This is a genomic window from Natrialba asiatica DSM 12278, assembly GCF_000337555.1.
GTDB classification, from domain to species: domain Archaea; phylum Halobacteriota; class Halobacteria; order Halobacteriales; family Natrialbaceae; genus Natrialba; species Natrialba asiatica.
The window spans coordinates 93,632-118,922 of the sequence record NZ_AOIO01000007.1 but is presented as its reverse complement, the minus strand read 5'-3'; the positions used below and the strand labels follow the sequence as shown (position 1 = coordinate 118,922).

At 62.0% G+C, this 25,291-nt stretch carries 22 protein-coding genes; 12 read left to right on the top strand and 10 right to left on the bottom strand.

All coding sequences use genetic code 11. The annotated features are described in order from the left end of the window. Positions 1–330: 330 nt before the first annotated feature. Positions 331–489, top strand: coding sequence for a hypothetical protein (locus C481_RS22055; protein WP_006107217.1), 159 nt, complete (start codon positions 331–333; stop codon positions 487–489). A 113-nt stretch (positions 490–602) separates the two neighbouring features. Here the strand turns inward: C481_RS22055 and C481_RS02160 are convergent, their stop codons facing one another. The 5 genes from C481_RS02160 to C481_RS02140 are packed head-to-tail and all read right to left on the bottom strand — an operon-like array spanning position 603 to position 5,328. Continuing rightward, positions 603–1,301 carry an ABC transporter ATP-binding protein gene (locus C481_RS02160; protein WP_006107215.1) on the bottom strand — a complete coding sequence of 233 codons (699 nt, stop codon included), beginning with the start codon at positions 1,299–1,301 and terminating at the stop codon, positions 603–605. Next, complete coding sequence (locus C481_RS02155) at positions 1,301–2,080, bottom strand: ABC transporter ATP-binding protein (protein WP_006107214.1); 780 nt, start codon at positions 2,078–2,080, stop codon at positions 1,301–1,303. Before C481_RS02155 ends, C481_RS02160 begins: the two co-directional genes overlap by 1 nt. Then, a complete protein-coding gene (locus tag C481_RS02150) occupies positions 2,080–3,174 on the bottom strand; it encodes an ABC transporter permease subunit (protein ID WP_006107212.1) in 1,095 nt (364 codons plus the stop codon). Before C481_RS02150 ends, C481_RS02155 begins: the two co-directional genes overlap by 1 nt. After that, a complete protein-coding gene (gene urtB, locus C481_RS02145; RefSeq protein ID WP_006107210.1) occupies positions 3,171–4,061 on the bottom strand; it encodes an urea ABC transporter, permease protein UrtB in 891 nt (296 codons plus the stop codon). Before urtB ends, C481_RS02150 begins: the two co-directional genes overlap by 4 nt. A gap of 1 nt (position 4,062) precedes the next feature. After that, positions 4,063–5,328 carry an urea ABC transporter substrate-binding protein gene (locus C481_RS02140; RefSeq protein ID WP_006107209.1) on the bottom strand — a complete coding sequence of 422 codons (1,266 nt, stop codon included), beginning with the start codon at positions 5,326–5,328 and terminating at the stop codon, positions 4,063–4,065. 534 nt (positions 5,329–5,862) lie between these two features. On the opposite strand from C481_RS02140, the gene C481_RS02135 reads away from it, so the two are divergent. The 7 genes from C481_RS02135 to C481_RS02105 all read left to right on the top strand — a co-directional run bounded on the left by C481_RS02135 (position 5,863) and on the right by C481_RS02105 (position 11,586). Beyond that, on the top strand, positions 5,863–6,252 hold the full coding sequence (locus tag C481_RS02135) for an urease subunit beta (RefSeq protein ID WP_049904348.1): 390 nt from the start codon (positions 5,863–5,865) through the stop codon (positions 6,250–6,252). Beyond that, positions 6,249–7,955, top strand: coding sequence for an urease subunit alpha (gene ureC, locus C481_RS02130; RefSeq protein WP_006107207.1), 1,707 nt, complete (start codon positions 6,249–6,251; stop codon positions 7,953–7,955). Before C481_RS02135 ends, ureC begins: the two co-directional genes overlap by 4 nt. 156 nt (positions 7,956–8,111) lie before the next feature. Further along, positions 8,112–8,546 (top strand): urease subunit gamma, encoded by a 435-nt coding sequence (locus C481_RS02125; RefSeq protein ID WP_006107206.1) that lies wholly within the window; start codon positions 8,112–8,114, stop codon positions 8,544–8,546. After that, positions 8,546–9,166, top strand: a complete 621-nt coding sequence (gene ureG / locus C481_RS02120) for an urease accessory protein UreG (protein ID WP_006107204.1) — start codon at positions 8,546–8,548, stop codon at positions 9,164–9,166. The genes C481_RS02125 and ureG overlap by 1 nt, the downstream gene beginning before the upstream one ends. A gap of 17 nt (positions 9,167–9,183) precedes the next feature. Next, entirely contained in the window at positions 9,184–10,152 is a 969-nt protein-coding gene (locus C481_RS02115; protein ID WP_006107203.1) for an urease accessory protein UreD, read from the top strand. Further along, positions 10,152–10,835: an urease accessory protein UreE gene (ureE, locus tag C481_RS02110; protein WP_006107202.1), complete on the top strand. Its 684-nt coding sequence runs from the start codon at positions 10,152–10,154 to the stop codon at positions 10,833–10,835. The genes C481_RS02115 and ureE overlap by 1 nt, the downstream gene beginning before the upstream one ends. Beyond that, positions 10,825–11,586, top strand: a complete 762-nt coding sequence (locus C481_RS02105; protein ID WP_006107201.1) for an urease accessory protein UreF — start codon at positions 10,825–10,827, stop codon at positions 11,584–11,586. The genes ureE and C481_RS02105 overlap by 11 nt, the downstream gene beginning before the upstream one ends. Here C481_RS02105 and C481_RS02100 read toward each other — a convergent pair. Further along, positions 11,576–12,025, bottom strand: coding sequence for a DoxX family protein (locus tag C481_RS02100; protein WP_006107200.1), 450 nt, complete (start codon positions 12,023–12,025; stop codon positions 11,576–11,578). The two genes, C481_RS02105 and C481_RS02100, sit on opposite strands and share 11 nt — an antisense overlap. 138 nt (positions 12,026–12,163) lie before the next feature. Between C481_RS02100 and pdhA the strand changes: the two genes are divergently transcribed. Both pdhA and C481_RS02090 read left to right on the top strand, forming a co-directional pair. Then, complete coding sequence (gene pdhA / locus C481_RS02095) at positions 12,164–13,243, top strand: pyruvate dehydrogenase (acetyl-transferring) E1 component subunit alpha (RefSeq protein WP_006107198.1); 1,080 nt, start codon at positions 12,164–12,166, stop codon at positions 13,241–13,243. Then, complete coding sequence (locus tag C481_RS02090) at positions 13,236–14,204, top strand: alpha-ketoacid dehydrogenase subunit beta (protein ID WP_006107196.1); 969 nt, start codon at positions 13,236–13,238, stop codon at positions 14,202–14,204. The genes pdhA and C481_RS02090 overlap by 8 nt, the downstream gene beginning before the upstream one ends. Positions 14,205–14,214: 10 nt before the next feature. Here C481_RS02090 and C481_RS02085 read toward each other — a convergent pair whose 3' ends face one another. After that, positions 14,215–14,853, bottom strand: a complete 639-nt coding sequence (locus tag C481_RS02085) for a TetR/AcrR family transcriptional regulator (protein ID WP_006107195.1) — start codon at positions 14,851–14,853, stop codon at positions 14,215–14,217. A gap of 97 nt (positions 14,854–14,950) precedes the next feature. Between C481_RS02085 and C481_RS02080 the strand changes: the two genes are divergently transcribed. Then, on the top strand, positions 14,951–15,868 hold the full coding sequence (locus tag C481_RS02080) for an ABC transporter ATP-binding protein (RefSeq protein WP_006107194.1): 918 nt from the start codon (positions 14,951–14,953) through the stop codon (positions 15,866–15,868). Then, entirely contained in the window at positions 15,861–16,646 is a 786-nt protein-coding gene (locus C481_RS02075; protein ID WP_006107192.1) for an ABC transporter permease subunit, read from the top strand. The genes C481_RS02080 and C481_RS02075 overlap by 8 nt, the downstream gene beginning before the upstream one ends. A 1,517-nt stretch (positions 16,647–18,163) precedes the next feature. Here C481_RS02075 and C481_RS02070 read toward each other — a convergent pair. From C481_RS02070 to C481_RS02060, 3 genes are all read right to left on the bottom strand, one after another. Then, positions 18,164–18,778: a methyltransferase domain-containing protein gene (locus C481_RS02070; RefSeq protein ID WP_049904347.1), complete on the bottom strand. Its 615-nt coding sequence runs from the start codon at positions 18,776–18,778 to the stop codon at positions 18,164–18,166. Positions 18,779–18,970: 192 nt separating this feature from the next. Next, entirely contained in the window at positions 18,971–24,031 is a 5,061-nt protein-coding gene (locus C481_RS02065; protein ID WP_241434632.1) for a S8 family serine peptidase, read from the bottom strand. Positions 24,032–24,500: 469 nt separating this feature from the next. Next, complete coding sequence (locus C481_RS02060; protein ID WP_083860872.1) at positions 24,501–25,259, bottom strand: SDR family NAD(P)-dependent oxidoreductase; 759 nt, start codon at positions 25,257–25,259, stop codon at positions 24,501–24,503. Between the last annotated feature and the right edge of the window lie 32 nt (positions 25,260–25,291).

Below are 25,291 nucleotides of genomic sequence, written 5' to 3'. Positions count from 1 at the left end.
CGTACTCGGCCTGCCGGCCTGGACGGCTGTGCCGATCACTACGGGTGGCAGATCGCTCTCGTGAAGCCGACCGGTAATTCCGGAGGCCAAAACCGAATACTTCGGTTACAGACGGCACTTCGACGCGGCCCCACACCGGGTTTCCGGTGAAATACCGCGACTATCCGGGGACGAGACCCGTCTGCTGTTCGAGTGAACTTCTCCGGAAAGACACTAGAAATCCAAATAATAGCCGAATAGAGCGGACAAGTAGCAGGAACCCGTCGAAAGCGGGGTAAATATGACCGTCATCATGATATTAAGGGCTATCATCCGACAGTATACGGGTGGATGATCGATACAGTACTGCACACCGGTTCACAACACCCGAATCTCGTCTGGGTACTCCTTCCGAGCCTCCTCTCGTTCGCCGCGGGCCTCGGTATCGGAGCGGCCTCCGGACGATTGCGCAACGTTTTCGACCACAATCGGACCGCATCGAACGACTGACCGCAGAATCGACTTCGAGCAGCCGCCGCGAACTCGTTTCGCGATCGTAATACCAAACGTGAACGAATCGGTGCTTCCACGTCGGCGTGGAGGGCAGACAATCGCTGCGTCTGCTAGACCGCCAGATACTCCGTGACGGCTTCGCGCGAGTCGAGACGATCGGAACCGAGTTCATCGACGATCATTCCCTTGTCGATGGCGTAACAGCGTTCGGCGAGATGCTGGACGACGTGGAGGTTTTGTTCGACGAAGATGATCGTCGTCTCGAGTTCTTCGTTGACCCGCTGCAGATCGCGAGTGATGTCCTGAACGATCGATGGCTGAACGCCTTCGGACGGTTCATCGAGGACCAGCAGTTTGGGGTTCCCGATCAGTGCGCGGCCGATCGCGAGCAGTTGCTGTTGGCCGCCGCTCAGCGTCCCCGCGGTCTGGGTCCGGCGCTCCGTGAGAATGGGGAAGTAGTCGTAGACGGCCTCATATTGGAGACTATTGTCGGCAGCGTGTATCGTCTCTCCCATTCGGAGATTCTCCTCGACGGTCAGTTCGGGGAAGACGTCTCTTCCTTGCGGAATGTATCCCATCCCACGGCGAGCGCGGACATCTGCGCCGGTCGACGTAACATCGTCACCGTCGAACGTAATCGTGCCCGTATCGACTTCGAGCAGTCCCATGACGGCTTTGATGAGTGTCGTCTTGCCGACGCCGTTCTTGCCCATGATGCCAACGATCTCCTCGGAGTCGACGGTAATATCGATATCGTGGAGGATCGGAGTCGTGCCGTACGAGACGTGTACGTCGGTGAGATTGAGCATTACCTCTCCTCCCCCAGATAGATCCGCCTGACCGCCGGATCGGTTTTGACCTTCTCGATCGTCCCTTCGGTGAAGATGCTGCCCTGATCGAGCACGGTAACGCGATCTGCAATCGTCTCAACGAAGTCAATATCGTGTTCGATGACGATGAACGCGACCCCCTCCTCGGCCTGAATCGTTCGTAACAGCTCTGCAACCTCGGCCGTTTCTTCGACCGAGAGCCCGGCAACCGGCTCATCGAGCAACATGAGGGTCGGCTCGAGAGCCATCGCCATGGCGATCTCGAGGCGCTGTTGCTGGCCGTGCGAGAGGGCCGCCGGCGTCTCGTCGATCTCGGCCAGCAGATCGAACTGCGCTAGAAGTTCACGAGTTCGCGTTTCGAACTCGTCGGCGTCGACGATGCGCTGTAGTGGAATCCGCAGGTTCTGGCGGGCGGTCAGGTCCTCGTAGAGAGTCGGAACCTGGAACTTCATGCTAATGCCGCGATCGACGCGTTCGTGGGAGGGGAGCGGCGTGATGTCGATCCCGTCGTAGTAGATCGATCCCGCGGTCGGTTCGAGTTGGCCGGTAATCAGGTTGAGAAAGGTACTCTTGCCAGCCCCGTTCGGGCCGATCAGACAGCGCAATTCGCCTTCCTCGACGGCGAAATCGACCGTGTCCGTCGCGGTGAGGCCGCCGAACTCCTTGTGGAGGTCGCGAGTCTGGAGGATTCGCGAGGATCGCTCACCCGTCTCGTCGACGGCCCGGGTGGTCTTGACGGTCGGATCGCTCGCCGCCATTAGTCCGTCACCTCCTCAGTCGTCGCAGGCGCCGTCGCCGGCTCGGACGACGATTGTCGGTCGAGGACGAAGGTCCGAAGCCGCGGTGCGATTCCCTCCGGCATGGCGAGGATGACAAATACCAGTAGCGAACCGACGATGACGAGCGCCCATTCGCCGGTGAGTTGGAGTTCGATCCACTGCAGGACGATTGCTGCGGCCATCGTGCCGGCGATCGAGTCGCGACCGCCGATACTGGCCCAGATGACCGGCATCGAGGCGGCCGTAATTGCGAACTGTTGTGGATCGATGTAGTTACCCCAGGTTACGTACAGGACACCGCTGAGTCCGGCAAGTGCTCCGCCGAGCGTAAACGTCACGAACTTGATGAGCGTCGTGTTGTACCCGAACATCTCGGTTCGGGTTTCGTCCTCGCGTGTCGCGACCATCGCGTATCCGAATCGACCGTTGACGAGAACGCGCAGGCCGAGATAGACGGCGATCAACGCGGCGAGTGCGACGTAGTAGTGCATCGCTCTGCTAACGTCGATTCCGACATCGCCGACTCCGATCGCCAGGTTCGGAATGTTGCGCATTCCGTTGAACCCGCCGAGTTCGGCCTCGCCGATGGCCCACTCGCCGCCGGCCGTCTGGTCCATGAACGTTTTCAACACGAGGGCGACGACGAGCGTGATAATCGTCACGTAGACGTCGCGAACGCCGCCGTAAAACATGAAGTAGCCCAGTGCGGCCGCAAACAGCGTGGCGACGGCGATGCCGGCGACGATCCCGAGCGTGACGCCCGTGTACGAGGAGACGTTGAGTCCGACGATACCGAAGGTGTACCCGCTGACGCCGAAGAACGCTACCTGGCCGAAGCTGAGAATTCCGCAGAACCCCCAGACGAAACACAGACTCACGCCCAGGAGTGCATACACGAGAAACACCGCCCGCTCCCCGGCTGCGTACGTACCGAACAGAACCGGATACAGCGCTAGCGAGACGACGCCAACGCCGAAGGTCAGCCAGAAGCCGTTCGAGTTCCCGAGCGTATTCGGTCCCTCGAACGGGGATCGAACGCGCTCGAGCAGCGACGAGTTCGGCTCCGAACTCATTCTGACTCCCTCCATGAGGTACGAACGGACTCGACGAGTCCGCTAAATCCGTCGGGTAACAACCGAATCATGACGATTGCGGCGACGAGCATCGCAACGGTGCCGATGAACTGCGTCCACTGAAAGGTGAAAAACGCCTCGATCAGGCCGAGAAACCCGCCGGCAAGCGGCGTGCCGACCAGTACGGAGGGCCCGCCGACGACGACTGCGACGAACGCATCGACCAGGAACTCCGAGCCGAACTCCGGTGTCGGACTCGCTCTGGCCGGGGCGTACAGCGCACCCGTCAGCCCGGCCAGCGCAGAGCCGATCGCAAACGTCGACATGTACATCCGATCGGTATCGACACCCATGCTCCGTGCCGTTTCTTCGTCCTGAATCGTCGCTCGTGCACGAATTCCAAATGCCGTTCGCGTGAACAGGATATAGAGCACGAGCAGCGTTGCGATCGCAGCCCCCGCTAACAGCACCCGGTACAGCGAGTACGAATAGGAACCGTAACTGATCGCGCCGAACGGCGTCGAAACCTGATCGATCGAGTTCCCGAACAGTATCCGGGTCAGTTGCACTAGTACGAGGCTAATCCCGAATGTGGCAACCATCGAGTCGAGCAACCGGCCGTAGAGACGGCGAATAATCGTTCGCTCGAGAACGATCCCGAAGATCGTCGTCGCCACGACCCCGACGAGCATCGCGACCGGGAGCGGGAGCCCCTGATGGGCGGACAACGTCGTCGCGTACGCACCCACGAGGATGAACTCGCCGTGAGCGAGATTGATGATGCCCATCATCCCGAAAATGACGGCCAACCCGACGGTCGCCAGAACGATAAACGCGAAACTCTCGAGGAACTGGAACGTGACGTTTAGTAGTTCGTAGCCGTTCATATTAGATCTCGTCGTAGAACTCGTCCGGTTCGTACTGGGTCTGTTCCGGGTCATCGGGCAGATTACAGCCTACCTCGTGGAGGAACGACGGTTCGATGTACTGTTCGTCACTGAACGTAACCTCGTGCTCCCCGTCAGCGCGACCGATCCGCATATGATGAGTCATGTGATGTGTTTCGGGATCGAGTTCAACGTCGCCTTCCGGCGCTTCGACTTCGATACCGTCCTCGAGTTCGGCGATGACGGTCTCCTGGTCGAAGGTGCCAGCTGCCTCGACGGCCTCGGCCCACATGTGGATCGAGAAGTAATTGTTCTGCGCTTCCTGGTTGAGGTAGTCGGCGTCGGGGAATTGCTCGTAGAAGGCGTCGACGAACGCCGCGTTGCGGTCGGTCTCGAGTTCCTCCATGTAATTGACGCCGACGTACATATCCTCGAGTGCCGGCGGGTCGAGCCGTCGATGTTCGTATCCCTGGGCCATCGTCGTCGACGAGGCCATCGGAACGTCCAGTTCGTTGTCGGCACGCTGTTCGTAGAAATTGGCGTGACCGTTGCCGACGAGCATCGAGGCGATGAAGTCGGGGTCCTCGCCCTGGATTGCGTTGATCGTCGACCCGAAATCCGTCTCGCCGAGCAGGATGAACTCTTCGCCGACGACCTCGGCGTCGTGTTCGTCGGCGAGCAGTCGGACCCAGTCGCCCGAGATCTGTCCGAAGTTGTAGTCGGCGGCGATGGTGTAGATTCGGGGGCCGTACTCCTCGATCATGTACGGGATCACCGCGCCGAGTTGCTGGCGAGCGGTGGCACCCATCGCGAAGGTGGTCCGATCACAGACGCCGCCCTCGTACTGGGTGGTATAGAAGTACAGTTGCTCTTCCTCGTTGACGATCGGGCGGATCGCTTCGCGGGTCGCGCTCGAGTAGCCCGCCCAGAGCGCGTCGACGCCCTCGCGATTGAGGGCTTCACGTGTGAGTTCCTGATAGCGCTGGTTATCCGACTGCGGATCGGGATCGTACACGTCGAGTTCTTCGCCGAGGACGCCACCGTCCGCGTTGAGTTCTTCGACGGCGAGAAGCGACGCCTGCCACTTGGCCGTCCCGTTGAGCGCGAACTCGCCCGAGCGGTCCTCGAGAACGCCGATCATCGGCCCGTCGGAGCCGCCCGAGCCGTTGAGAATCCCGCCCTCGGAAAGGCAGCCGCCGATCGCGGCCAGTCCGCTAGCGACACCGCCAGCGAGTGCTGAGCGACGGGAGATCGAGCGCCGAGTCACTCGCGGTCACCCCTGCCGGTTCCGCCACCCAATAGTTGTACAGTAGGGAACGCTACCACGGAAACTAGCAATGAACGTCCAAACATCGTCTACACGCTGCGAATCCCGATCTAATATAAAAGTATTCCCTACAGATACTACAAATTCTATCCTGTATCAGAGGGGTGACTAACCAGATAGTGTCTCATTTCCCCTCCTAGTATAATCGGTGAATGTCTACCATACTGTCGAATAGATAGCGGTATTTATATTCTCGATCAGCGTCGCGCTCACGGTGTGGCTCGAAAAGGGCGCGCTATCACGGTAGTAGCTAGTGGACGATTGTGAATCGAGGTGAAAGCCGCGGATCGACACGCGGTTGTTCGACGCCGAAGCAACGGCCCCTATTATTAATCCAAATCAACGGTTAACTACGCAAGTATTGTCGATCACGGGAATGCTTACGTTGATTGTCCCGATACTACGCGATATAATGGTCGATACTAAACGACGTCTCGTCATCCGGTGGGAACACGGTATCGGAGCGATCAGCGAATGACCGCGTTCGTCCCGGGCGAGATACTTCCGGCCGACGAGCCGCTACTGATAAACGACGGGCGACCGACGGCGACCGTTACGGTCGAAAATACCGGCGACCGGCCCGTCCAGGTCGGCTCGCACTTTCACTTCTTCGAGGTTAACCCGGGCCTCGCGTTCGACCGGGAAACCGCCTACGGAATGCGACTCGACATCCCCGCGGGGACGGCCATCAGATTCGAACCGGGCTGCGAACGCGACGTCGACCTCGTCGACATCGGCGGTGATCGAATCGTCCACGGCATGGGCGGCCTGGTCGACGGTGAACTCGACGACGAGGACGTGAAAGCAACGGCGCTCGAGCGCGCCCGAGAACGAGGGTATCTATCCGCGGAGGGGAGACAGTGAGTCGAGAACTCCCGCGAGAAGAGTACACGGAACTGTTCGGGCCGACCGAAGGGGATCGAGTTCGGCTCGGCGATACGAATCTGCTGGCGAGGATCGAAACCGATCACGCCGTCCCCGGCGAAGAAGCGGTCTTTGGCGGCGGAAAGACGATGCGCGACGGGATGGGGATGCAATCGGGTACGACGCAGGCCGACGGAGCTCTCGACTGGGTCTTTACGAACGTCGTGCTCATCGATCCCGTACTGGGCGTTCGAAAGGGCGACATCGGCGTCCGAAACGGGAAAATCGCCGGCGTCGGGAAGGCCGGCAACCCCGATACGATGGACGGCGTCGACATGGTGATCGGTCCGAGCACGGACACGATTCCGGCGGACGGGTTGATTGCGACGCCGGGGGCACTCGACATCCACGTTCACTTCAACAGTCCGCAACTGGTCGAACACGCGCTCGCGTCGGGAATTACGACCATGCTCGGCGGTGGCTTCGGCGGCGGCGCGACGACCTGTACCCCCGGGCCGCAAAACGTGCAGCGGTTTCTCCAGGCCGCCGAGGACTGGCCGGTTAACGTCGGCTTCTACGGAAAGGGGAACAGTAGCAAGCCCGAGGCGCTCGTCGAACAGATCGAGGCCGGTGCGGCCGGGCTCAAACTCCACGAGGACTGGGGGTCGACCCCCGCCGCGATCGACACCTGTCTCGAGGTCGCCGACGAGGAAGACGTGCAGGTCTGTATCCACACGGATACGTTAAACGAGTCGGGGTTCGTCGAAGATACCTTCGCAGCGATCGACGGCCGCGCGATTCATACGTTCCACATCGAGGGTGCCGGGGGTGGCCACGCGCCCGACGTGCTCGAATTGATCGGCCACGAGCACATGCTCCCGTCGTCGACGAACCCTTCGATGCCCTACACCGAGAACACGTTCGACGAACACCTGGACATGGTGATGGTCTGTCACCACCTCAATCCCGACGTTCCCGAAGACGTCGCCTTCGCCGAATCGCGCATTCGCGCGGAGACGATCGGCGCGGAGGACGTGCTACACGACACCGGCGCGATTTCGATGATGACGACGGACTCCCAGGCGATGGGTCGGATGGCCGAACTGATCTGTCGTACCTGGCAGACCGCCCACAAGATGAAGGCACAGCGGGGTGCGCTCGAGTCGGACGAAGGGACCGACGCCGACAACGCTCGCATCAAACGGTACATCGCCAAGTACACGATCAACCCCGCGATCACCGCGGGGATCGACGACTACGTCGGCTCGCTCGAACCGGGCAAACTGGCGGACATCGCCCTGTGGGATCCGGCCTTCTTCGGCATTAAGCCCAAGACCGTCATCAAGGGCGGCTTCCCGGTCTGGTCCCAGATGGGCGAAGCCAACGGCTCGCTGATGACCTGCGAACCCGTCGTGGGCCGCGAACGCGCCGGCGCACAGGGCCGAGCGAAACACGACCTCTCGCTCACCTTCGTGAGCGAGGCCGCGTACGAGAACGACGTCGGCGACACGTATGATCTCAAAACGCCGGTCCGGCCCGTTAGCGGTACACGTTCCGTCGGGAAATCGGACATGCTTCACAACGATCGCTGCCCCGACGACATCGACATCGACGCCCAGACCTTCGAAGTAGCGGTCGACGGCGAACACGTCACCTGCGACCCCGCCGAGGAAATCCCCCTCGCACAGCGGTACCTGCTCTGAATCAATGATTGCCACCCACACACTGACACCGACGATTACACCGGCACCGACGACGATCACGACCGCATCGACGACGCAATCAGTCCCCGCGACACGATCGGAACCCGCGACTCGACGAGTTCAGTCGCCGACCCAGGCGGAGGTGCGTCGTCGCCGATGAACCTCTCGCCGAAGGAGATGGAGCGTCTGACGGTCTTCATGGCTGCCGAACTCGCCCGGCGGCGCAAGGACCGCGGCGTGAAGCTCAACCATCCGGAGTCGGTCGCCTACATTTCGGACTGGGCCTGCGAGGCCGCCCGCGACGGCAAGTCCGTCTCACAGATTCGCACTGAGGCGGCCCGACTGCTTACACGCGAGGACGTCATGGACGGCGTTCCCGAGATGATCGAGATGATTCAGGTCGAACCAGTCTTCCCGGACGGCACCAAGCTCGTCACCGTTCACGATCCGATCCGGGCCGACAGTCCCGAGCAACTCGAGATGGACCGTCCGCGACCGGGCGAAGAACGGGAGCCAGCCGACGAGCGCAGCGCGAGAGACCGAGAGACGCCAGAAACCGGTGGCACTGGTACGCCACGGGGGGAACGCTGATGGGCTACCGCGATGTCGCAAAAGTCGGACTCGGTGGCCCCGTCGGCTCGGGCAAAACTGCGATGGTTCGCCGGCTCGTCCCTGAACTCGTCGAGCGCGACTACGAGGTCGGCGTCATCGCCAACGACATCATGACCCAGGAGGACGCCGACGTGTTTCGGGAATCCTTCGACGGACTGATCCCGGACGAACTCGTCGAGGGCGTCGAAACCGGCGCCTGCCCGCACACGGGTATCCGCGAGGACCCGTCGATGAACCTCGCGACGATCGACGAGTTCACCGAGCGCCATCCGGAGTTGGACGTGGTGCTGATCGAGAGCGGCGGCGACAACCTGGCTGCGACCTTCAATCCGGAACTGGCCGATTACTTCCTGTTCGTCATCTCGGTTGCAGAGGGAGAGGACATTCCGCGAAAGCGGGGACCGGGCGTCACGCAGGCCGATCTGCTGGTCGTCAACAAGACGGACCTTGCGCCCCACGTCGATGCCGATCTAGACGTGATCGACGAGGACGCCGCAGCGGTCCGGGGTGAGGACCCGTTCGTCTTCACGAACTGCAAGGACGGGGAGGGGGTCGATGCGGTGCTCGAGCACGTCGAGCGGGAGGTGTTGTTCGCGTGAGGGCGGGCGGGTCGAGCGTGGGGACGGTCGACTCGGCGCGACTCCCTCCGGCGTTCGAGGACTACGCCGACGAATCTCTCGCGCAGGCACCCGCCGGCGGGCCGGGAAAGAACGGCCTGCTCGAGGCGACGGTCGCCCGCGCCGGCGACGGGCCGACGCGGCTAATTCGGGACCGCGTGAAGGTGCCGTATCATCTGACCGGCACCCTCGACACCGATCCGGCACCGGGGCTCGCAACGCTGATCGCGCAGGAGCCAACCGGCGGCGTCGCACAGGGGGACCGCCACCGAATGGCTATCGACGCACACCCCGGCGCTCGTGTGCACGTAACGACCCAGAGTGCGACGAAGGTCCACAGCATGGCGGCAAACTACGCCCACCTCGACGCCTCGCTCCGAGCGGCGGCGGGAAGTTACCTCGAGTACATCCCGGGACCGACGATCGTCAACGAAGACGCCCGCTGCCTCCAGACGGTGACGGTCGATCTCGCCGACGAGGCGGTAGTCGTCGTCGCGGACGTGCTCGTTCCGGACGGCTTAACCGATCACGAATCGTTCGGCTTCGATCACTACCACGCGCGCGTCGAGGCCGAACACGACGGCCGTCTGGTCTGCGCCGACGCCGTCGATCTTCGGCCGGCCGAGCGCGACCCGCGGGATCCGGCCAGTATCGGCGAGTTCAGCGTCGTCGGGTCGCTGTACGTTTTCGCGCCGAGCGAGGACGGGACTGCTACCGAGCAGGCCGCCGAAACGGCTGCCGATACGCATCGGCCGGCCCTCGAACCGCTCGTCGACGCACTCCGTGAGCGAATCGGCGACCGCGAGCGCGTTCGGGCCGGCGTATCGCGGCTGCCAGCGGACGCCGGCGCAATTGTTCGCCTCCTCGGCCACCGGGAAGCGGACGTCACCGAACTCCTCCGCGAAGCCCGGGACGAAATCAGACACCGGACACTCGGCGTCGGCGTACCCGCCGACCGGCGATACTGATGGAGCGCATCGACACCATCGTCGGCAACGTCCACGCCGATGACGAACTCGCGACGCTTCGTGCGACCCACGAGGAGAACGGGACCCTCGAACGGGTCGTCATCGACGCCGAAAACCGCCGTCGATCCCGGTTCCGAGCGACGACCGATGGGGGAACCGATCTCGGCGTCGTCGTCGACGCCCCGACAGTGGCGGCCGGGGACGTGCTGCTCGTCGAAGACGATCGAATGATCGTCATCGCGTTCGAGCCCCGCGAGGCGATCGGGATTTCGCTTCCCGAAGCCTCTCCGGAGGCGGTATCGACGGCGATCGAACTCGGGCATCGGCTCGGAAACCGCCACTGGGGTCTTGCCGTCACAGACGGAGTAGCCTACGTCCCGCTGGAGGCGGATCAGCACATCATCGAGCGCGTCATCACCGATGTTGCTCCCGATGCGGACATCCGGAAGACGACGGTCGACGCCGACCTGTTCGTGACGGACCGCGAGGAAGGAAACGACGGTCACGCTCACGGCGGCGAGCACGACCACGAGCATACTCACGATGGAGGCCACCAGCATAAGCGCGGGCTTGGTCACACCAGTCACGATACCGATCACCAGCACAGTCATACCAGAGACCACCAGCACGGCACCGAGCACGACTACGAACACGACGGGAACACTGACACGCATGACACCTGATCCCAGTTCGTTTCTGACTGCACTCCGGCTCTCGGACTCGTTTCTTCCGGTCGGGGGGTACACGGCCTCCTACGGGGTTGAGCAGTATCTCAACGAGGATCGGCTCGAAGACGGCGAGGACCTTCAAGCGTTGCTCGCGGCCTACCTCCGGCGCGTGGTCGGACCCTGTGAAACCGTCGCGCTGGCGAACGCCCACGCTGCGGCCGCTGCGGGCGATATCGAACGACTGTTCGCGGTCGACGAGCGCCTGCACGCGGTGACGATGCCGCGCGAGTTCCGCGAGAGTTCGACGAAGGCGGGGGCGAAGCTCTGTGAACTCTTCGGGGCGACGACCGCGACTGGCCCGTCTGCAGATGGGCGCGAGGATCTGTCAGCCGAAACGGGGTCGTCGGTCGCCGAGGACGGTGATCTCGTGGTCCCGTTTGCCGACGCAATCGACAGCGACGCGACGCCGGGGAACTATCCGGTCGTCTTCGGCGTCGTCGCCGCGGCCCGCGGTCTCCCGCAACTGTCGGCCTGCCTCGCGCACGCATATTCGTTTGTTACGGGACTGCTCGGGGCGGCACAGCGACTCGGTCGGTTCAGTCACACCGAGATACAGTCGGTGCTCGAATCGCTAGAACCGGTGATTACCGACGTTTGCGAGCGCCACGTCGACGACGACGTGACGACGATGGCCGCGTTCGCACCGATGGCCGAGATCATGGGTATGCGTCACGAACGGGCCGGTAGACGGCTGTTTATGAGCTAACCGACGCCCGGCTCTCGGTCGCGGAGTCGCGGTCGAACAGGAGGGCGTCGAGGCTGTACCGCCCGCTGCCGTACGCGATGAGGGCGAGAAACGCTGCGGTGTAAAGCAAGCCGAGTTCGCCGCCGTTCTGGATGGGAACGACCCCTTCCGGGAGGTGTTCGAGGACCTGAGCGACGGCCATCTGTCCGGCCGTCACGACGGCGACGACTCGAGTGAGGACACCGAGGGCGATGAGCAGGCCGCCGAGCAGTTCGACGACGCCGGCGACACCGTACATGCTGGCTAGCGAGGCGGTCGCGCCGCTGCCGTCGACGCCGCCGAACAGCCCGAGCAGTTTCTGTGCGCCGTGCTGGAAAAAGAGGAGTCCGACGAGAACGCGGAAGACGGCGTATACCGGTTGTTCGTACGCTTCTGGAGGAGGTGTGAGTGAGTCGTTCATATCCGTAGTACCCCAGCTCCGCTATTCAATGTCGGGACAGCGGACTGTATTGCCAACAGTGATGATCATTGTTGATAGAACGACGGGGCCGTCGTGCACCGGGTGTCGCATTAACTCGCTCGGTGGCGTATCCGGACTATGCCACGCGAGGACATCGCACAGTTTACGATCCGGTCCGTGCAGGTGCTCGCCGAGGACGGGACGGTCGACGAGGACTTGGCTCCGTCGCTCTCCGACGACGAACTGCTCGACTGTTACGAAGCGATGAAACGCGCCCGCCGACTCGACGAGCGCGCGATTTCGTTGCAACGCCGCGGTGAACTCGGGACGTACGCCCCCGCGATCGGCCAGGAAGCGGCGCAGGTCGGCAGCGCGTTCGCGATGGACGAAGACGACTGGATCGTCCCCTCGTTTCGCGAGCAATCGGCGCTCATGGTTCGCGAAACGCCACCGCAGCGGATCCTCGAGTACGCGATGGGAATGGAGGAAGGGGCCGAGATTCCGGCCGACGAGCACGCGCTTCCGCCGGCGATTCCCGTCGGGACCCAGCCGCTTCACGCCGCCGGCGTCGGCTGGGGCGAGGCGATCCAGGATAGCCCGAACGTCGCACTCACGTACTTCGGCGACGGCGCGACCAGCGAGGGAGACGTCTACGAGGCGCTCAACTTCGCCGGTGTTTACGGCGCGCAGACGGTCTTTCTCTGTCAGAACAACCGGTACGCGATCTCGACCAGACTCGAGGATCAGACCGCGGCGGAGACGCTCGCCCAGAAGGCGATCGCGGCGGGTATCGACGGCATTCGAGTCGACGGCAACGACGTCCTGGGCGTCTACCGCGTCGTCTCCGAGGCGATCGAGCGGGCGCGAGACGGTGACCCGACCCTCGTCGAGGCGCTGACCTACCGCCGGTCGATGCATACGACCTCCGACGACCCGTCCGTCTACCGCGAGGCTGCCGAGGAGGACGAGTGGGAGGCCCGCGACCCGATCGTACGCTTCCAGGTGTACTTAGAGAACCGGGGGCTGCTCGACCAGGAGACGAAGGCGACGATCGACGAGCGGGTGGAATCGGAAATCGCCGACGCGATCGACCGGGCGAACGCGGCCCGCGACGAACTCGATCCCGCGGACATGTTCCGGCACGTCTACGCCGAGCAACCGCCCGAACTCGAGCGACAGGCCGCGGCGTTCGAGAGGAAGGGTGATCGCGATGGCTGATCGACTCCGGATGGTCGAGGCAGTTCGCGAGACGCTCCGCGCCGAACTCGAACGCGACGACAGCGTCGTCGTCTACGGCGAGGACATCGGTCGCGCCGGCGGCGTCTTCCGAGCGACCGAGGGGCTGTTGGAAGCGTATCCGGACCGCGTCTTCGACTCGCCTGTCGCGGAGGCGGGCATCGTCGGCGTCGGCGTCGGACTCGCCGCCACGGGACTCCGTCCGGTCGCCGAAATTCAGTTCCAAAGCTTTCTCTATCAGGGGTTTCACCAGCTCGCCCAGCACGTCGCCCGAATCCGAAGCCGAACGCGGGGTACGGTCACCTGTCCGATGACGATCCGGACGCCCTACGGCGGCGGCATCCACGCTTTGGAACTGCACTCCGAGAGCTTCGAGGCCGGATTCGCCCACGTTCCCGGCCTCACGGTCGTCGTGCCCGCTTCCCCGGCCGAAACCGCCGGTTTGCTCACCGCCGCCGTTCGCTCTCCCGATCCAGTCATCTTCCTGGAGCCGACGCGACTGTACCGATCGTTCCGCGAGGAAGTTCCGGCCGATGACGAACTCCCGCTAGGCGAGGCGCGGATCGTCGACTCCGGCGAGGATCTCACCATCGTCGCCTGGGGGTCGATGCTTCGCGAAACGCTCGCGGCCACCGCTGAACTCGACGCCGATATCGAAGTGATCGATCCGCGGACGATCTACCCGCTGGACACGGAGACGATCGTCGAGTCAGTCCGAAAGACCGGCCGCTGCGTCGTCGTCCACGAAGCCCCGCGAACGTCCGGAATGGCCGGCGAGATCATCGCGCGTATCACCGAGGACGCGTTTTACTATCTCGAGACACCAGTCGAACGAATCACCGGCTACGACGTCCCTGTCCCGCTGTTCGCTCGCGAAGACGCGTACCTCCCCGACGCGGATCGAATCGAGGCGGGAATCAGGCGAGTACTCGATCGAAATTGAAGGCCGATCGCTACACAGGAGATGTAAGCCCGTTTGCCAGAACGGAAATCATCGTCTCCTGAATGTGTTCGTAATAGCCCTCGTCTATCATTTCGAGTTCAGCCTCGTACTGCTTGTACTCCGCTTTGTGAACCATCAACCAGCCGAGCGAGGCGGACATGAGCCCGTTGATCGTGAGCAGATCCATCTCGGTAAGCGGACCGTTACACCGTTCTTGGAGGTCTTCGATCAGCGGGATTAACTCCGACCACATCTCCTGTTGAATGTCGTCGAGTGTGTCCCACGAGCCATCGCCGATGATATCCTGGTAGTTCCCCTCGATGACTAGTTGCTGGATAAACGGGTTTTCCTCACCGAACTCGACGTAACACCAGAACAGTCGTTCGAGCCCCTTCTGCGGATCCTCGACCCCGTCCAGAGCGTCGTGTACGTTTTCGATAAACGTCCGGCTCTCTCGCTCGAGGATGACGAGATAAAGGTCCGCTTTGGCGTCGAAGAACTGGTAGAACGTCGGTTTGGCGATCCCGACCGGGTCAGTGATGTCTTTGACGGTCGTTTTCGTCGGGCCGTACGTAAGCACCAGTTCCTGTCCGGTCTGGATGAGCTGCTCTCGTATTTGCTCTCGCTCTTCGTCACTGAATGTACGCATGTCTATACAACCGCGCTACAAACCCATAACCAAATCGGTTTTCAGTTATTACTCCATAACCGAAAACGGTATTTAGTTATAGCCCCTCTGAACGCGTATGGCGACGATTGAAGTGACGGATCTGACGAAGGATTACGGAAGCGTTCTCGGCGTCGACTCCGTCTCGTTCACCGTCGAACGGGGGGAGATATTCGGCTTTCTCGGGCCTAACGGGGCCGGAAAGACGACGACGATCCGAACGCTTCTAGGATTGCTCGCCCCGACCGCCGGAACCGCGACGGTACTCGGTGCAGACGTTCGCGATGACGGCGCGTTCATCGACGCAAAACAACGAATCGGGTACCTCCCGGCACAGTTGGGGTTCAACGAGGAAGTGACCGGCGAACAGGTCCTCGACTACCACGCGTCGGTCAAAGGCGATCGTCGCCGCGACGAACTCCTCGAGATATTCACGCCGCCCGTCGAGCGTCCGATTCGAGAGTACTCGACCGGGAACGAGCGAATGCTCGGCATCGTCCAGGCGTTCATGCACGATCCCGAACTCGTGATCATGGACGAACCGACCGCCGGGCTCGACCCCCTCAAACAAGAAGAGTTCAACGAGTTCGTTCGCAGCGAACGCGAGCGCGGAACGACGATTTTCTTCTCGTCGCACGTCCTGAGCGAGGTGCGACGCGTCTGCGATCGCGTCGGCATCCTCCGCGACGGTGAACTCGTCGGACTGGAGGATATCGAGACGTTACTCGACCAGGGTGGCAAGCGGGTCCAGGTCGAGACGACCGACGACCTCGAGTCGGCGCTGCCGGCTCTCGACGGAGTCGTCGACGTGAACTCGTTCGCCGACGGCGTGCAGTTCATCTACACCGGCGATTACAACACGCTACTCCGCGAGCTTGCGGCCCACGACGTTCGCGAGATAGAGATCAGTGAGCCGCCGCTCGAAGACGTGTTCATGCACTATTACGGCGACGGCGAACCGGCGCAGAGCGGCCAGGAGGTAGAATCCAATGTTTGAGACGACGCGGTACGAGGCGAGTCGGCGGGTGCGAGGAACGGCGATCCTCACGATCGCGATCAGCCTCTATGCTGCCTTTATCGTCTGGTATTTCACCGTCCTGGAGGGCGTCGATTACGAGGCCGTGTTCGAGTCGATGCCGCCGGCGATGATCGAGGCGTTTGGAATCGAGGCCCTAGCGACGATCGGCGGCTTCCTCGGGACGCAAATATACAACTTCGTGTGGTTGCTCGGGCTAGGACTGTACTTCGCGTACGCGGCAGGAGGGCTCATCGCGGGTGATATCGAACACGAGCGCATGGACCTGTTGCTCTCGTTTCCGGTGTCTCGCTCGCGGCTGCTCGTCGAGAAGACGCTCTCGTTGCTGCTCCCGCTCGTCACGCTCAACGTCGTCGTTGGAGCCGTCATCTACGTGCTGGTCCAGGCGATCGGCGAGTCGATCGATCCGATGTACCTCGTGTTGGCTCACGCGCTGTCAATCCCGTATCTACTCGTCTGTATCGCGATCGGCGTCGTCCTCTCGGTCCTCGTCGATCGGGCGGCGATCGCAGAGCGGGCCGCCATCGGACTCATATTCGTGCTCTTCCTCGTCGAATCGGTCGTCGGCGGGGCGAGCGAGTTCGAGTGGATTCAGTATATAAGCCCGACGTATTACTACGATCCGACGCCGATCCTCATCGACGGTTCGTACGAACTACTTGATACTGGCGTGTTACTCGTGGCCTTCGTCGTGTTACTCCTTATCAGTCAGGTGCTGTTCCAGCGACGGGACATCTAGCACGCAAACTGCCTCGGGGCCACCCCCGAGACGTACCCCCGTTTTTGTAGCGTGATCAGCGCATCCAGTTCCCCTCTGAACCCGCGACGGGCATCGTCATTTCGAACGTACTGCTAGTCAGTATCGGCTAGTAACGACGAACGACAGGAGAACGATTATTGCCGTACACGATTGTCCGGATAGATGGTCCGTGATAAACGCCGGGAAGAAGACGCGAGACCGCTGATCAAGCATCGAGAGTTCCGTGAAATCGTCCCGCTGTGTGCCGCCTACGACATCAAGCGTGCTATGAGCTAGACAAATCCTACGCTGCATGGCGATTCACCACAGCCGAGCCACGCTAAGCCGGTGAACCGGATGATATCGGCCCTCTAAATCCGCCCCGATATAACAAACCCACGTTGCTACCATTATAACGGATTATCTTAGGTAGTATTTTCGATTGTGATAGCCCGTTCTAAAATAGCGATCAATACATACATACATACGACGGATATTGTGATTTTTGCTATGATGTTTGTTACATCCATGAGTGAGTGTATTATCGTGGATACGCCCATGCCAATAGACATCCCCACTATATGCGCTAATGTTTTCTTTGACCAAAAATACCCTTATTAGATGCCACAATATTCATTTTACCCCCTATTATATAACTATCCCGGTCTTTATACTTGCTTTCTGGACCAGTCGTGAATGCTGGTCGACTTCGTGAAACAACCATGTTTCAAGTCATTGGTGAGATCCGACAGTCGCACTGAGAGATGGATAGAAGGTAGAGTTACTCCCTTCATCACTGGAACCGACGTCGGTGATTCGCGCCTTTGCCGGCGGACAATGCTTGGGCGTTAGCCGACGGCACGATGCCCGACGCGTCTCAAAAAGTCGGTCCGACCGCGTCGCAATTCCATCGGCTGCTGGCAGTCTCACGACGTTCGCAATCTCGCTCAGCTAGTAGTGGCTAGCAGCGCTGCATTTACACGGACACAGAGGCGTGTGTACTTCGGTACGGAGTACTAGAACCGCCATGGACTGAGAGGTGGGTCAATTGGCCCATTAAGTACCTCAAGCTGATGAGATCTATCATCGTAGTTACTTACACCGATCCAGCCGATTCTGCTTGAACTATCAACCATATCAGGGGAAGGTTCCACACAACCGGCGCTACCCGCGGTTATACCGAGTCCAATAGAAGCGAGAACGGACCGGCGCTGCATGCTGAACGTGTTCCGACCCCACCAGGATATGTGTTCTTATCGGAATGACTGGTTTCCCTATCTGTGACCGTCTTCGGAAGCAACGCTGACCGGGTCGTTCAACGGTCGTCTCACGTTGATTTCCCGGTACTCGTGTATGCCAGTGAAACGGGGCTCCGCGGCCGCCTCCAGTCCGTATTGTTCACGCCCTATCGGTATCTCCTCAAAATCAGACGTAGATAACGTATCTGCCGACCGGGACTGTATTCGGATAACCGACTGGTCTAACTTGTAACTCTCCAAGAGGTTCAACAGAGCCGGTCAGTTCGAGTTCCGTGCAAACACGAGTTCGGCCGCGTGTTGGTGGGGTTCATCCCCGGAATCGTCGTCGAAGATGAGACGGTCCGTCTCGAGGACGGTCCACCCGTCGTAGTACTCCAGCAACTCGCCCGGTGCGTAGAAGAACTCGTTTTCGGTCCAGTCCGGCGGCGTCGGCACGTCGGGGTGATCGACGAACGCGAACATCGCGTGGATTCCGTTTTCGGCGGTGTTCCGTTTGAGGTGAGCGAACTGTTGGGGACGATTTTCCGGGACGATATACTGGATCGCACCCGCCGAATAGATCACGTCGACCGGACCCGAGATCGAAACGTCGTTCGCATCGGCCCGGATCGGCTGAACCGTCACGCCCCGCCGGTCGGCGAGTCGCTGAGTCTTCCGAAGGCCGTTCGGGGAAACATCCGCCGCACAGACGTCCCAGCCCTGCTCGGCGAAGAACACGGCGTCCCGTCCTTCGCCGGCACCGAGATCGATCGCCGTTATCGAATCGGCCGTTTCCGGTGCGAACTCGACTGTTTGTGCCGCCATCTCGTTCGGTTCCGTTCCCCAATAGTACTCCGCTTGCCCGTAAACTCGCTCTCTGTCTGCGAAATTCATACCAGCCGGTTTCACGGGAGAGGGGATAAAATCAGCCGTCGCACAAATCGCCACCCGCGCGAGCCGGCGGACGCACGCGGCCGAACGCATGACCGATCCAAACGGACTCACGGCTAACGGGACTTCGTTCCGTCACAAGTCGCGAAAAAATCGGCGTCGAAACGGGTGAACGGGTGGTGTGTCAGAACCCGCTCAGCCGAGCAGCGCGGTTCCGACGGACTGCATTCCGTGCCCGCCGCGGACCGGAAGGATCGAGACGTCATCGGGCGCTTCCACGGTAACCTCGCCGTCGACCATCTCCTGCAGCGTGGAGACCGTGTACTGGTAGGCACCCGGTTCGGTGTCGTTCTCGACCGCATGTGAGAGCGACACCGTTTCCGATTCGCCGCCGTCGAGTTCAACCGTCGCCATCGAGTCGGCGCCGGCCTCGCGGCGTTCGTCGGCCGAGCGATCGCCGTCTTCGAGATCGATCTCGGCCGCCGTGGTGTTCCAGAACAGGAACACGTCCTGTTCGTCGAGTTCGTCGCCGGTGTTGGTGATCGTCGCGTTGATCGTCAGTTCGTCGCCAGCATCGACGACATCCGGCCCGTCGAGTTCGGTGACTTCGAAGTACGCCGGGTCCGGCTCGCTGTCGTTCTCGACGGTCGTCTGTGCGGTCGCCGACGCGTTTGCCGAGGCGACGACGTGCTCGTACGTTCCCTCGGCGCTTGGAAGGTCGGCGGTGAACTCGAGCATCGCCGTCTCGTTCGCGTCGAGCGAGAGGGTCGTCTCGTCGACGGTTTCGTTATCGAACGCGTACGTCACGTTCTGCGTTCCGGCAGCGTCACCCGTGTTCTCGACCGTGGCGTTGACCGACACGGTCTCGCCTGGGTTGGCCGTCGCGGGCGCGTCGAGTTCACTCACGTCGAAGGTTGCGTCGCCGCCGTCGTCGCCTTCGATCGTGATCGTCGTCGACTCGACCTCGTCGGCCGAGATGCCGTGTTCGTACTCGCCCGGCTCGTCGTCGGCGGGAATCCCGTAGGTGAACTCGACCGTCGTCGAGTCGCCGCCCTCGAGCGTGACCGTTTCGGACAGTCCGTTCTGGGTGTCGATCACGTCGGGACCGAAGTCGGTACCCGGCGGGAAGTAGAACACCGTTCGGGTGTCGGTCTGCTCGCCGGTGTTGGTGACCGTCGCATTGACGGTGATATTTTCTCCCGGTGCAGCGGTCTCGGGTGCCGCGAGGTCGCCGACCTCGAAGTAGGTGCCGAGCGTGAGGTTGGCGGTCGTCGTTTCGCCGGTCTCGACCTCGACGAACTCGACGTTCGAGTCGTCGTAGCCGTCGGCGGTCGCCCGGAGCGCGTTCGTGCCGGGCGTGACGTTCGTGATTTCGTAGTAGCCGCTCTCGTTCGTGGTCGCGTTGAACGCGCCGTCGTCGGCGTCGACGACGTTCGCGTCTGCGATCGGAACGCCGGCGGCGTTCGTGACGTAACCCTCGATCGAGCCGGCGGTGCGGTCGATCTCGAAGTCGACGCCGTCGACGTGCTCGCCGGGTGCAACGGTGATGACTTCCTCAGGTTCGAAGCCCGGCGGCGTGTCGGCGACATCGACGACGTACGTGCCGGCCGAGACGCCGTCGAGTTCGTACGTGCCGTTCTCGTCGGTCGTCGTCTCGTAGACTTCGCCGTCGCCGTTCTCGGCGACGACCGTGACGTTTTCGACGGGTTCGCCGTCGTCACTCGCCGTGACCTCGCCGCTGATCGTTCCCGACAGCGTGTCGAGGGCGACGTCTTTCGTGACCGTCTCGTTTTCCGGTACGTCGACGGAGACGGTCCGTTCCGCGTAGTTCTCGGCCGTGACCGTGAGCTCGTGTTCGCCCGCGGGGACGTTTGCGAGCCCGTACTGTCCGTCGGCGTCGGTCACGTTCGAGAAGGTTTCGTTTCCGGCGTCGAGTTCGACGCTGGCGTTTGCGATCGGTTCGTCGGACGCAGCGTCGGTAACCGTTCCCTTGACGGACCAGTTCGGACCGTCGTCGATCGTGACCGAGACGAAGTCCTGTTCGTCCTCGCTGGCCACGATGTGGCTCGCATCGCCCGCCTCGGCGTCAGCGGGCACGGTATCCGAGAACGTCAGCTGTTCGACCTCTCCCGGCTCCAGGGAGACGAGGGTCGTATTGTCGACCGTCTCGGCCTCGGCCGTCACGCCGCCGGTCGTGGCGAACTCGACGGCGTTTGTCAGCAACTGGTTGGCCTCGTCGGTGAAGTCCGGTTCGTTGGTGAAGTAGTCGCGGCCGGCCGCGGTGAGCAAGACTTCGCTGCCGTCGTCGCTGACGGCGACCGACGGGCCGCCGTAGTCGCCGCCGTAGTCGGCGGTCGCAAGCGTCGTCCCGCTGTAGTTGTCGAACCAGCTTCCCCAGGTCGTGGTCCCGGTGTACATCTCGACCGCGTCTCCGGGCTCGCCGACGCCGGCGAAGATGGCGTGGTCTTGGTCGATGTCGATCGTGACGGGATCGCTCGACGTGCCGAGTCCCTCGGAGTCGCGCTCGGCGGGATCTTCGCGGACGTTGTTAAGACGGAAGACGCCGTCAGCGTAGGTCGCTGCCGTGCCGCCCTGGTGCGAGTCGAGGTAGACCGCGCTCTGGGTCTCCTCGAGTTCGTCGAGGAAGTCCGAAGCGATCGTGTCGTTGCCAAAGCGCTGGATGACGAACGTATCGTAGTCGTCCATCGCGTCGAGCAGCGTATCCGCAGTGACGACATCGACCGAGTAGGTGTCGTTGTTGAGCCGTTCGTCGAGCACGCTAGCGACGGCCTCACCCTGCGTGGTGTCCGTTGCAACGTCGACGACGGCGACGTCGCCGCCGCCCTCGCCGAGTTCGTAGACGACCTCCTGGTCGCCCGGTGCGCCGCCGGTGTTCTCGACGACGGCGCTGACGTTGTAGGACTCGCCGGGCGCGAGTTCGGCCGGCGCGTCGGTGATGTCGACGCTGAAGAACGCTTCGTGGATATCGATCGCGTCCGTCGCCGCGTCGTCCTCGGTGAAGACGCCGTGATCGTAGGTACCCGCCGAAACGTTCGCCGTGTCAGCTTCGAAGGTGACCGTCGTGTCGGCACCGGGTGCGAGCGTGACGTTCTGTGCGAGGAGCGCGTCGTCCAGGTCGTCGAACCGGTACTCGACGGACTGGGTGTCATCGACGTTCCCCGTGTTTTCGACCGTCGCGTTGACGGTAATCTGCTCGCCGCGGTCGGCTTCGGCCGGCGCATCGAGGGACGTGACCTCGAAGTTCGAAGCCCGGACGGTGAACTCGGCGGACGCGTCGTCGTCCTCGCTCGTGAGCGAAAGGGTGTAGGTATCGCCGTCCATGGCCGCGGTGTCGAGTTCGATCGTGATCGTCGTCTCGGCCGGGTGGTCGACGGGATCGTCGACGCCGGGTGCGGCCACGTCGACGACTTCGGTTGCGACCGGCTCATCGCTCGTGTCGTTCAGCGAGAGGGTGAGCTCCTGTACTGCCCCTTCGTCACCGGGGTTTTCGAGGTCGGCGGTGACCTCGAGCGTCTCGCCCTGGTCGACCTCGTCGGGAACGTCGAGGTCGGAAATCGTGATCTCGCCCTCCGCAAGGGTGCCCTGGACCTTCTGCTGGAGCAGGTTCAGGTCGGTCGTGGTGACCTCGCCGTCACGGTCCAGATCGCCGAGATCCTGGGCGAACGGTTCGGGCTCCATATCCTGCAGGTACTGCTGTGTCAGCTGCACGTCCTGCACGGTGAGTGATTCGTCCTGATCGACGTCGCCGAGTTCGTACTCGAGCGCGCCTGCAGCGACCTCGTCGACGGCCGCGTGGGCGTCGATGATGCCGTGGCCGTAGCGAACGTCTTTCTCGTCGGGCGCGTCGTCGGGTTTCCAGGCGGTTTCTTCGAGCGTCGACTGGACCTCCTCGGCGGTGAGATCGTCGTTCGCCCCGAGCATGAGCGCGATGACGCCCGACGTGTGCGGGGCGGCCATCGACGTGCCCGAGAGCGTGTCGTACTCGCCGCCGGGTGCGGCGCTCAGCACGTCCGCGCCGGGGGCGGAGACGTCCGGTTTGATCCACTCGTCGGGCCACTCCGGATCCGGTTCGTCCCAGTTGTCGCCCGCGATCGTGTCGCCGCTCGAGAAGTCGGCGATGTTGCCGTCCTCGTCGGAGGCACCGATGCCGAACGAGTCGTAGATGTTCGCCGGCGAACTAACACAGCCCTCACCGGAGTTGCCGGCCGAGGTCACTGCGACGACGCCGGCGTCGTTGGCGTTCTGAATCGCCGGAATCCAGGCGTCGTCGTAGACCGGGCCGAAGAGGCCACAGCCCGCGCCGAAGCTCATGCTGACGACGTCGGTGTCCATCTCTTCGATGACGTACTCGAAGCCGGCGAGCGTGTCCGAGTCGGCTCCCGACCCGCCGGGCAAGACGAGTGCGTGCTGCAAGGCGACGTTCGGTGCGACGCCGTACGCGGGCGTCTCGCCGTCGGTCGGCGCATCGGCACCGACCGTACCGCCGACGTGCGTTCCGTGATAGTGCGTATCGTGCGGCTCGGAGCCCTCGATCGGCTCACCGTCCGGGCCGATCTCGACCCAGCCGCCCGGATACGTCGGATCGTCCGCATCCTCGGTGTAGAGATCGAGGTCCGGGTGGCTGACATCGAAGCCGGTGTCGAGCACTGCGACCTTGACGTCCTCGCCCTGCGTGCCGAAGTCGTTCCACGTCTCGGACGCGTTGACCTGTTCGAGACCGTAGGTGAACTCGTCCGCGTCGGGAGTTACGTCGGCGGCGGACTGGTTGGCCGGTTCCGGCACCTGGTACTCCGGCTTGAGCTGAATCGTCCGCACGCCCTCGATCGACGCGAGTTCAGCCGTGTCGACGGCGGTCGTATCGACTTCGGCGCGGACGGCGTTCGTGATCCAGTAGGTGTTTATCACCTCGACGCCGGACAGAGTGTCTAAATCCGCCGTCACGGTGGCCTGTGACTCCGCCGCGAACTCCTTGAGGCGGGCGATCGCCTGCTCGCGGTCGTCGCCGAGTTCACCGTCGTACTGATCGAGGATGATGTATACTTCCTCGGTTCCCTCCGCAGTTTCGAGCGCAGGATCGACCGTTGCGGGGGAGGCCGATGTATCGGTTGATTGTGTCTCGATTCCCTCTGTTGCGACTGCGCTGCCTGCTAGTCCGGCACCGGCGATCGCGACGAGCGAAAGCACCAGTAGCACGGAGAGCACCACAGCCATGAACCGTTCTCGTGTGTCTGTCATGTAGATGTGTCTCTTGAATCCCAGTAATTGCCACACAACGCGGACCTCACGTCTCTTCGGGTATTATTGATTTACTGCTGTTATTTCACACTGCGTGATCACACTCGGAGGGAATCACGAACTGGGTGATATAATTAACGGAAATTTGAATTACCAATTCTGTCTAGACATGCCCATTGATATCCAATGGACGACATCACGTGATCGGATCGTGGATGGAGTCACACCCCCGCAACGCAGGAGAGGAGCAAAGTCACACCTCTGGCGAGGAAAGCAGGCCGAAAGAGATTGAAGACAACACAAGACCACGCAGTACGCCACTTGTCGAGTCGAACAGGCTACTCACTCGGCCTTGGTGAGAAACACAACGGGTGAGTGGCGCGAGACAAGATGGATACCCTCACCTGCCACGAAGTGCATTACTCCCCGCCCGCATGCCTGTTATCGCCGCCAAGTAACTCACGCATAGCTAGTCAGGAGACTCGACGAATCGGTCCGTGATCTTTCGCCAGAGTGGTGAGAACCGTTCGATGAGCAAGAGGCCGAGCGTTGTTTTCCGATCGGGCGTGATTACCGGTTGCGTCGATTCGACGTTACTGGCCAACTTGCGACCGACCGCATCGGGTTCGGACGTCATCCACGACGGGTATTCAAGTCCGGCCACCATCCGCGTATTCGTCGTCGGTGGCACCATCAGGGTACACGATACGCCGGTGTGTTGCAGTTCGAGCCGTAGTGAACGAACGAACGCCTTGATCGCTCCCTTCGTGGCGGCATACCCTGACAGTCCGAGATGACCGACATCGCCCGTCCCGGACCCCATGTTGTGGATGATACCGTCGCCACGCTCACGCATATGTGGGAGTACCGCCCGAATCATCCGCAAATAGCCGAAGAAGTTCACCTCGAATTCGCGACGCGTCTCCTCCATCGCCAGCTCGCCGAACGGAGCGACGGTGGAGATTCCGGCGTTGTTGACGAGAATGTCGATCCGATTCCACGTCTCGATGACGCCGGAAACGGCGTCTCGTACGTCGTCCGGATTCGTCACGTCACATTCGTAGTACCGGACGCGCTTCGGTTCGGTTTCCTGGAGCGATTCGAGGTTTGCGACGCTACTGTCCAGCCCAGCGACCCGGTAGCCGTCGGCGACCAGCGACGTGAGCATGTGATAACCGATACCCTCGTTCGCGCCGGTAACGACAACGACTCTATTACTCTCAGACAATTGTATCCCGTCTGTTTCGCGTCCGGGATAAC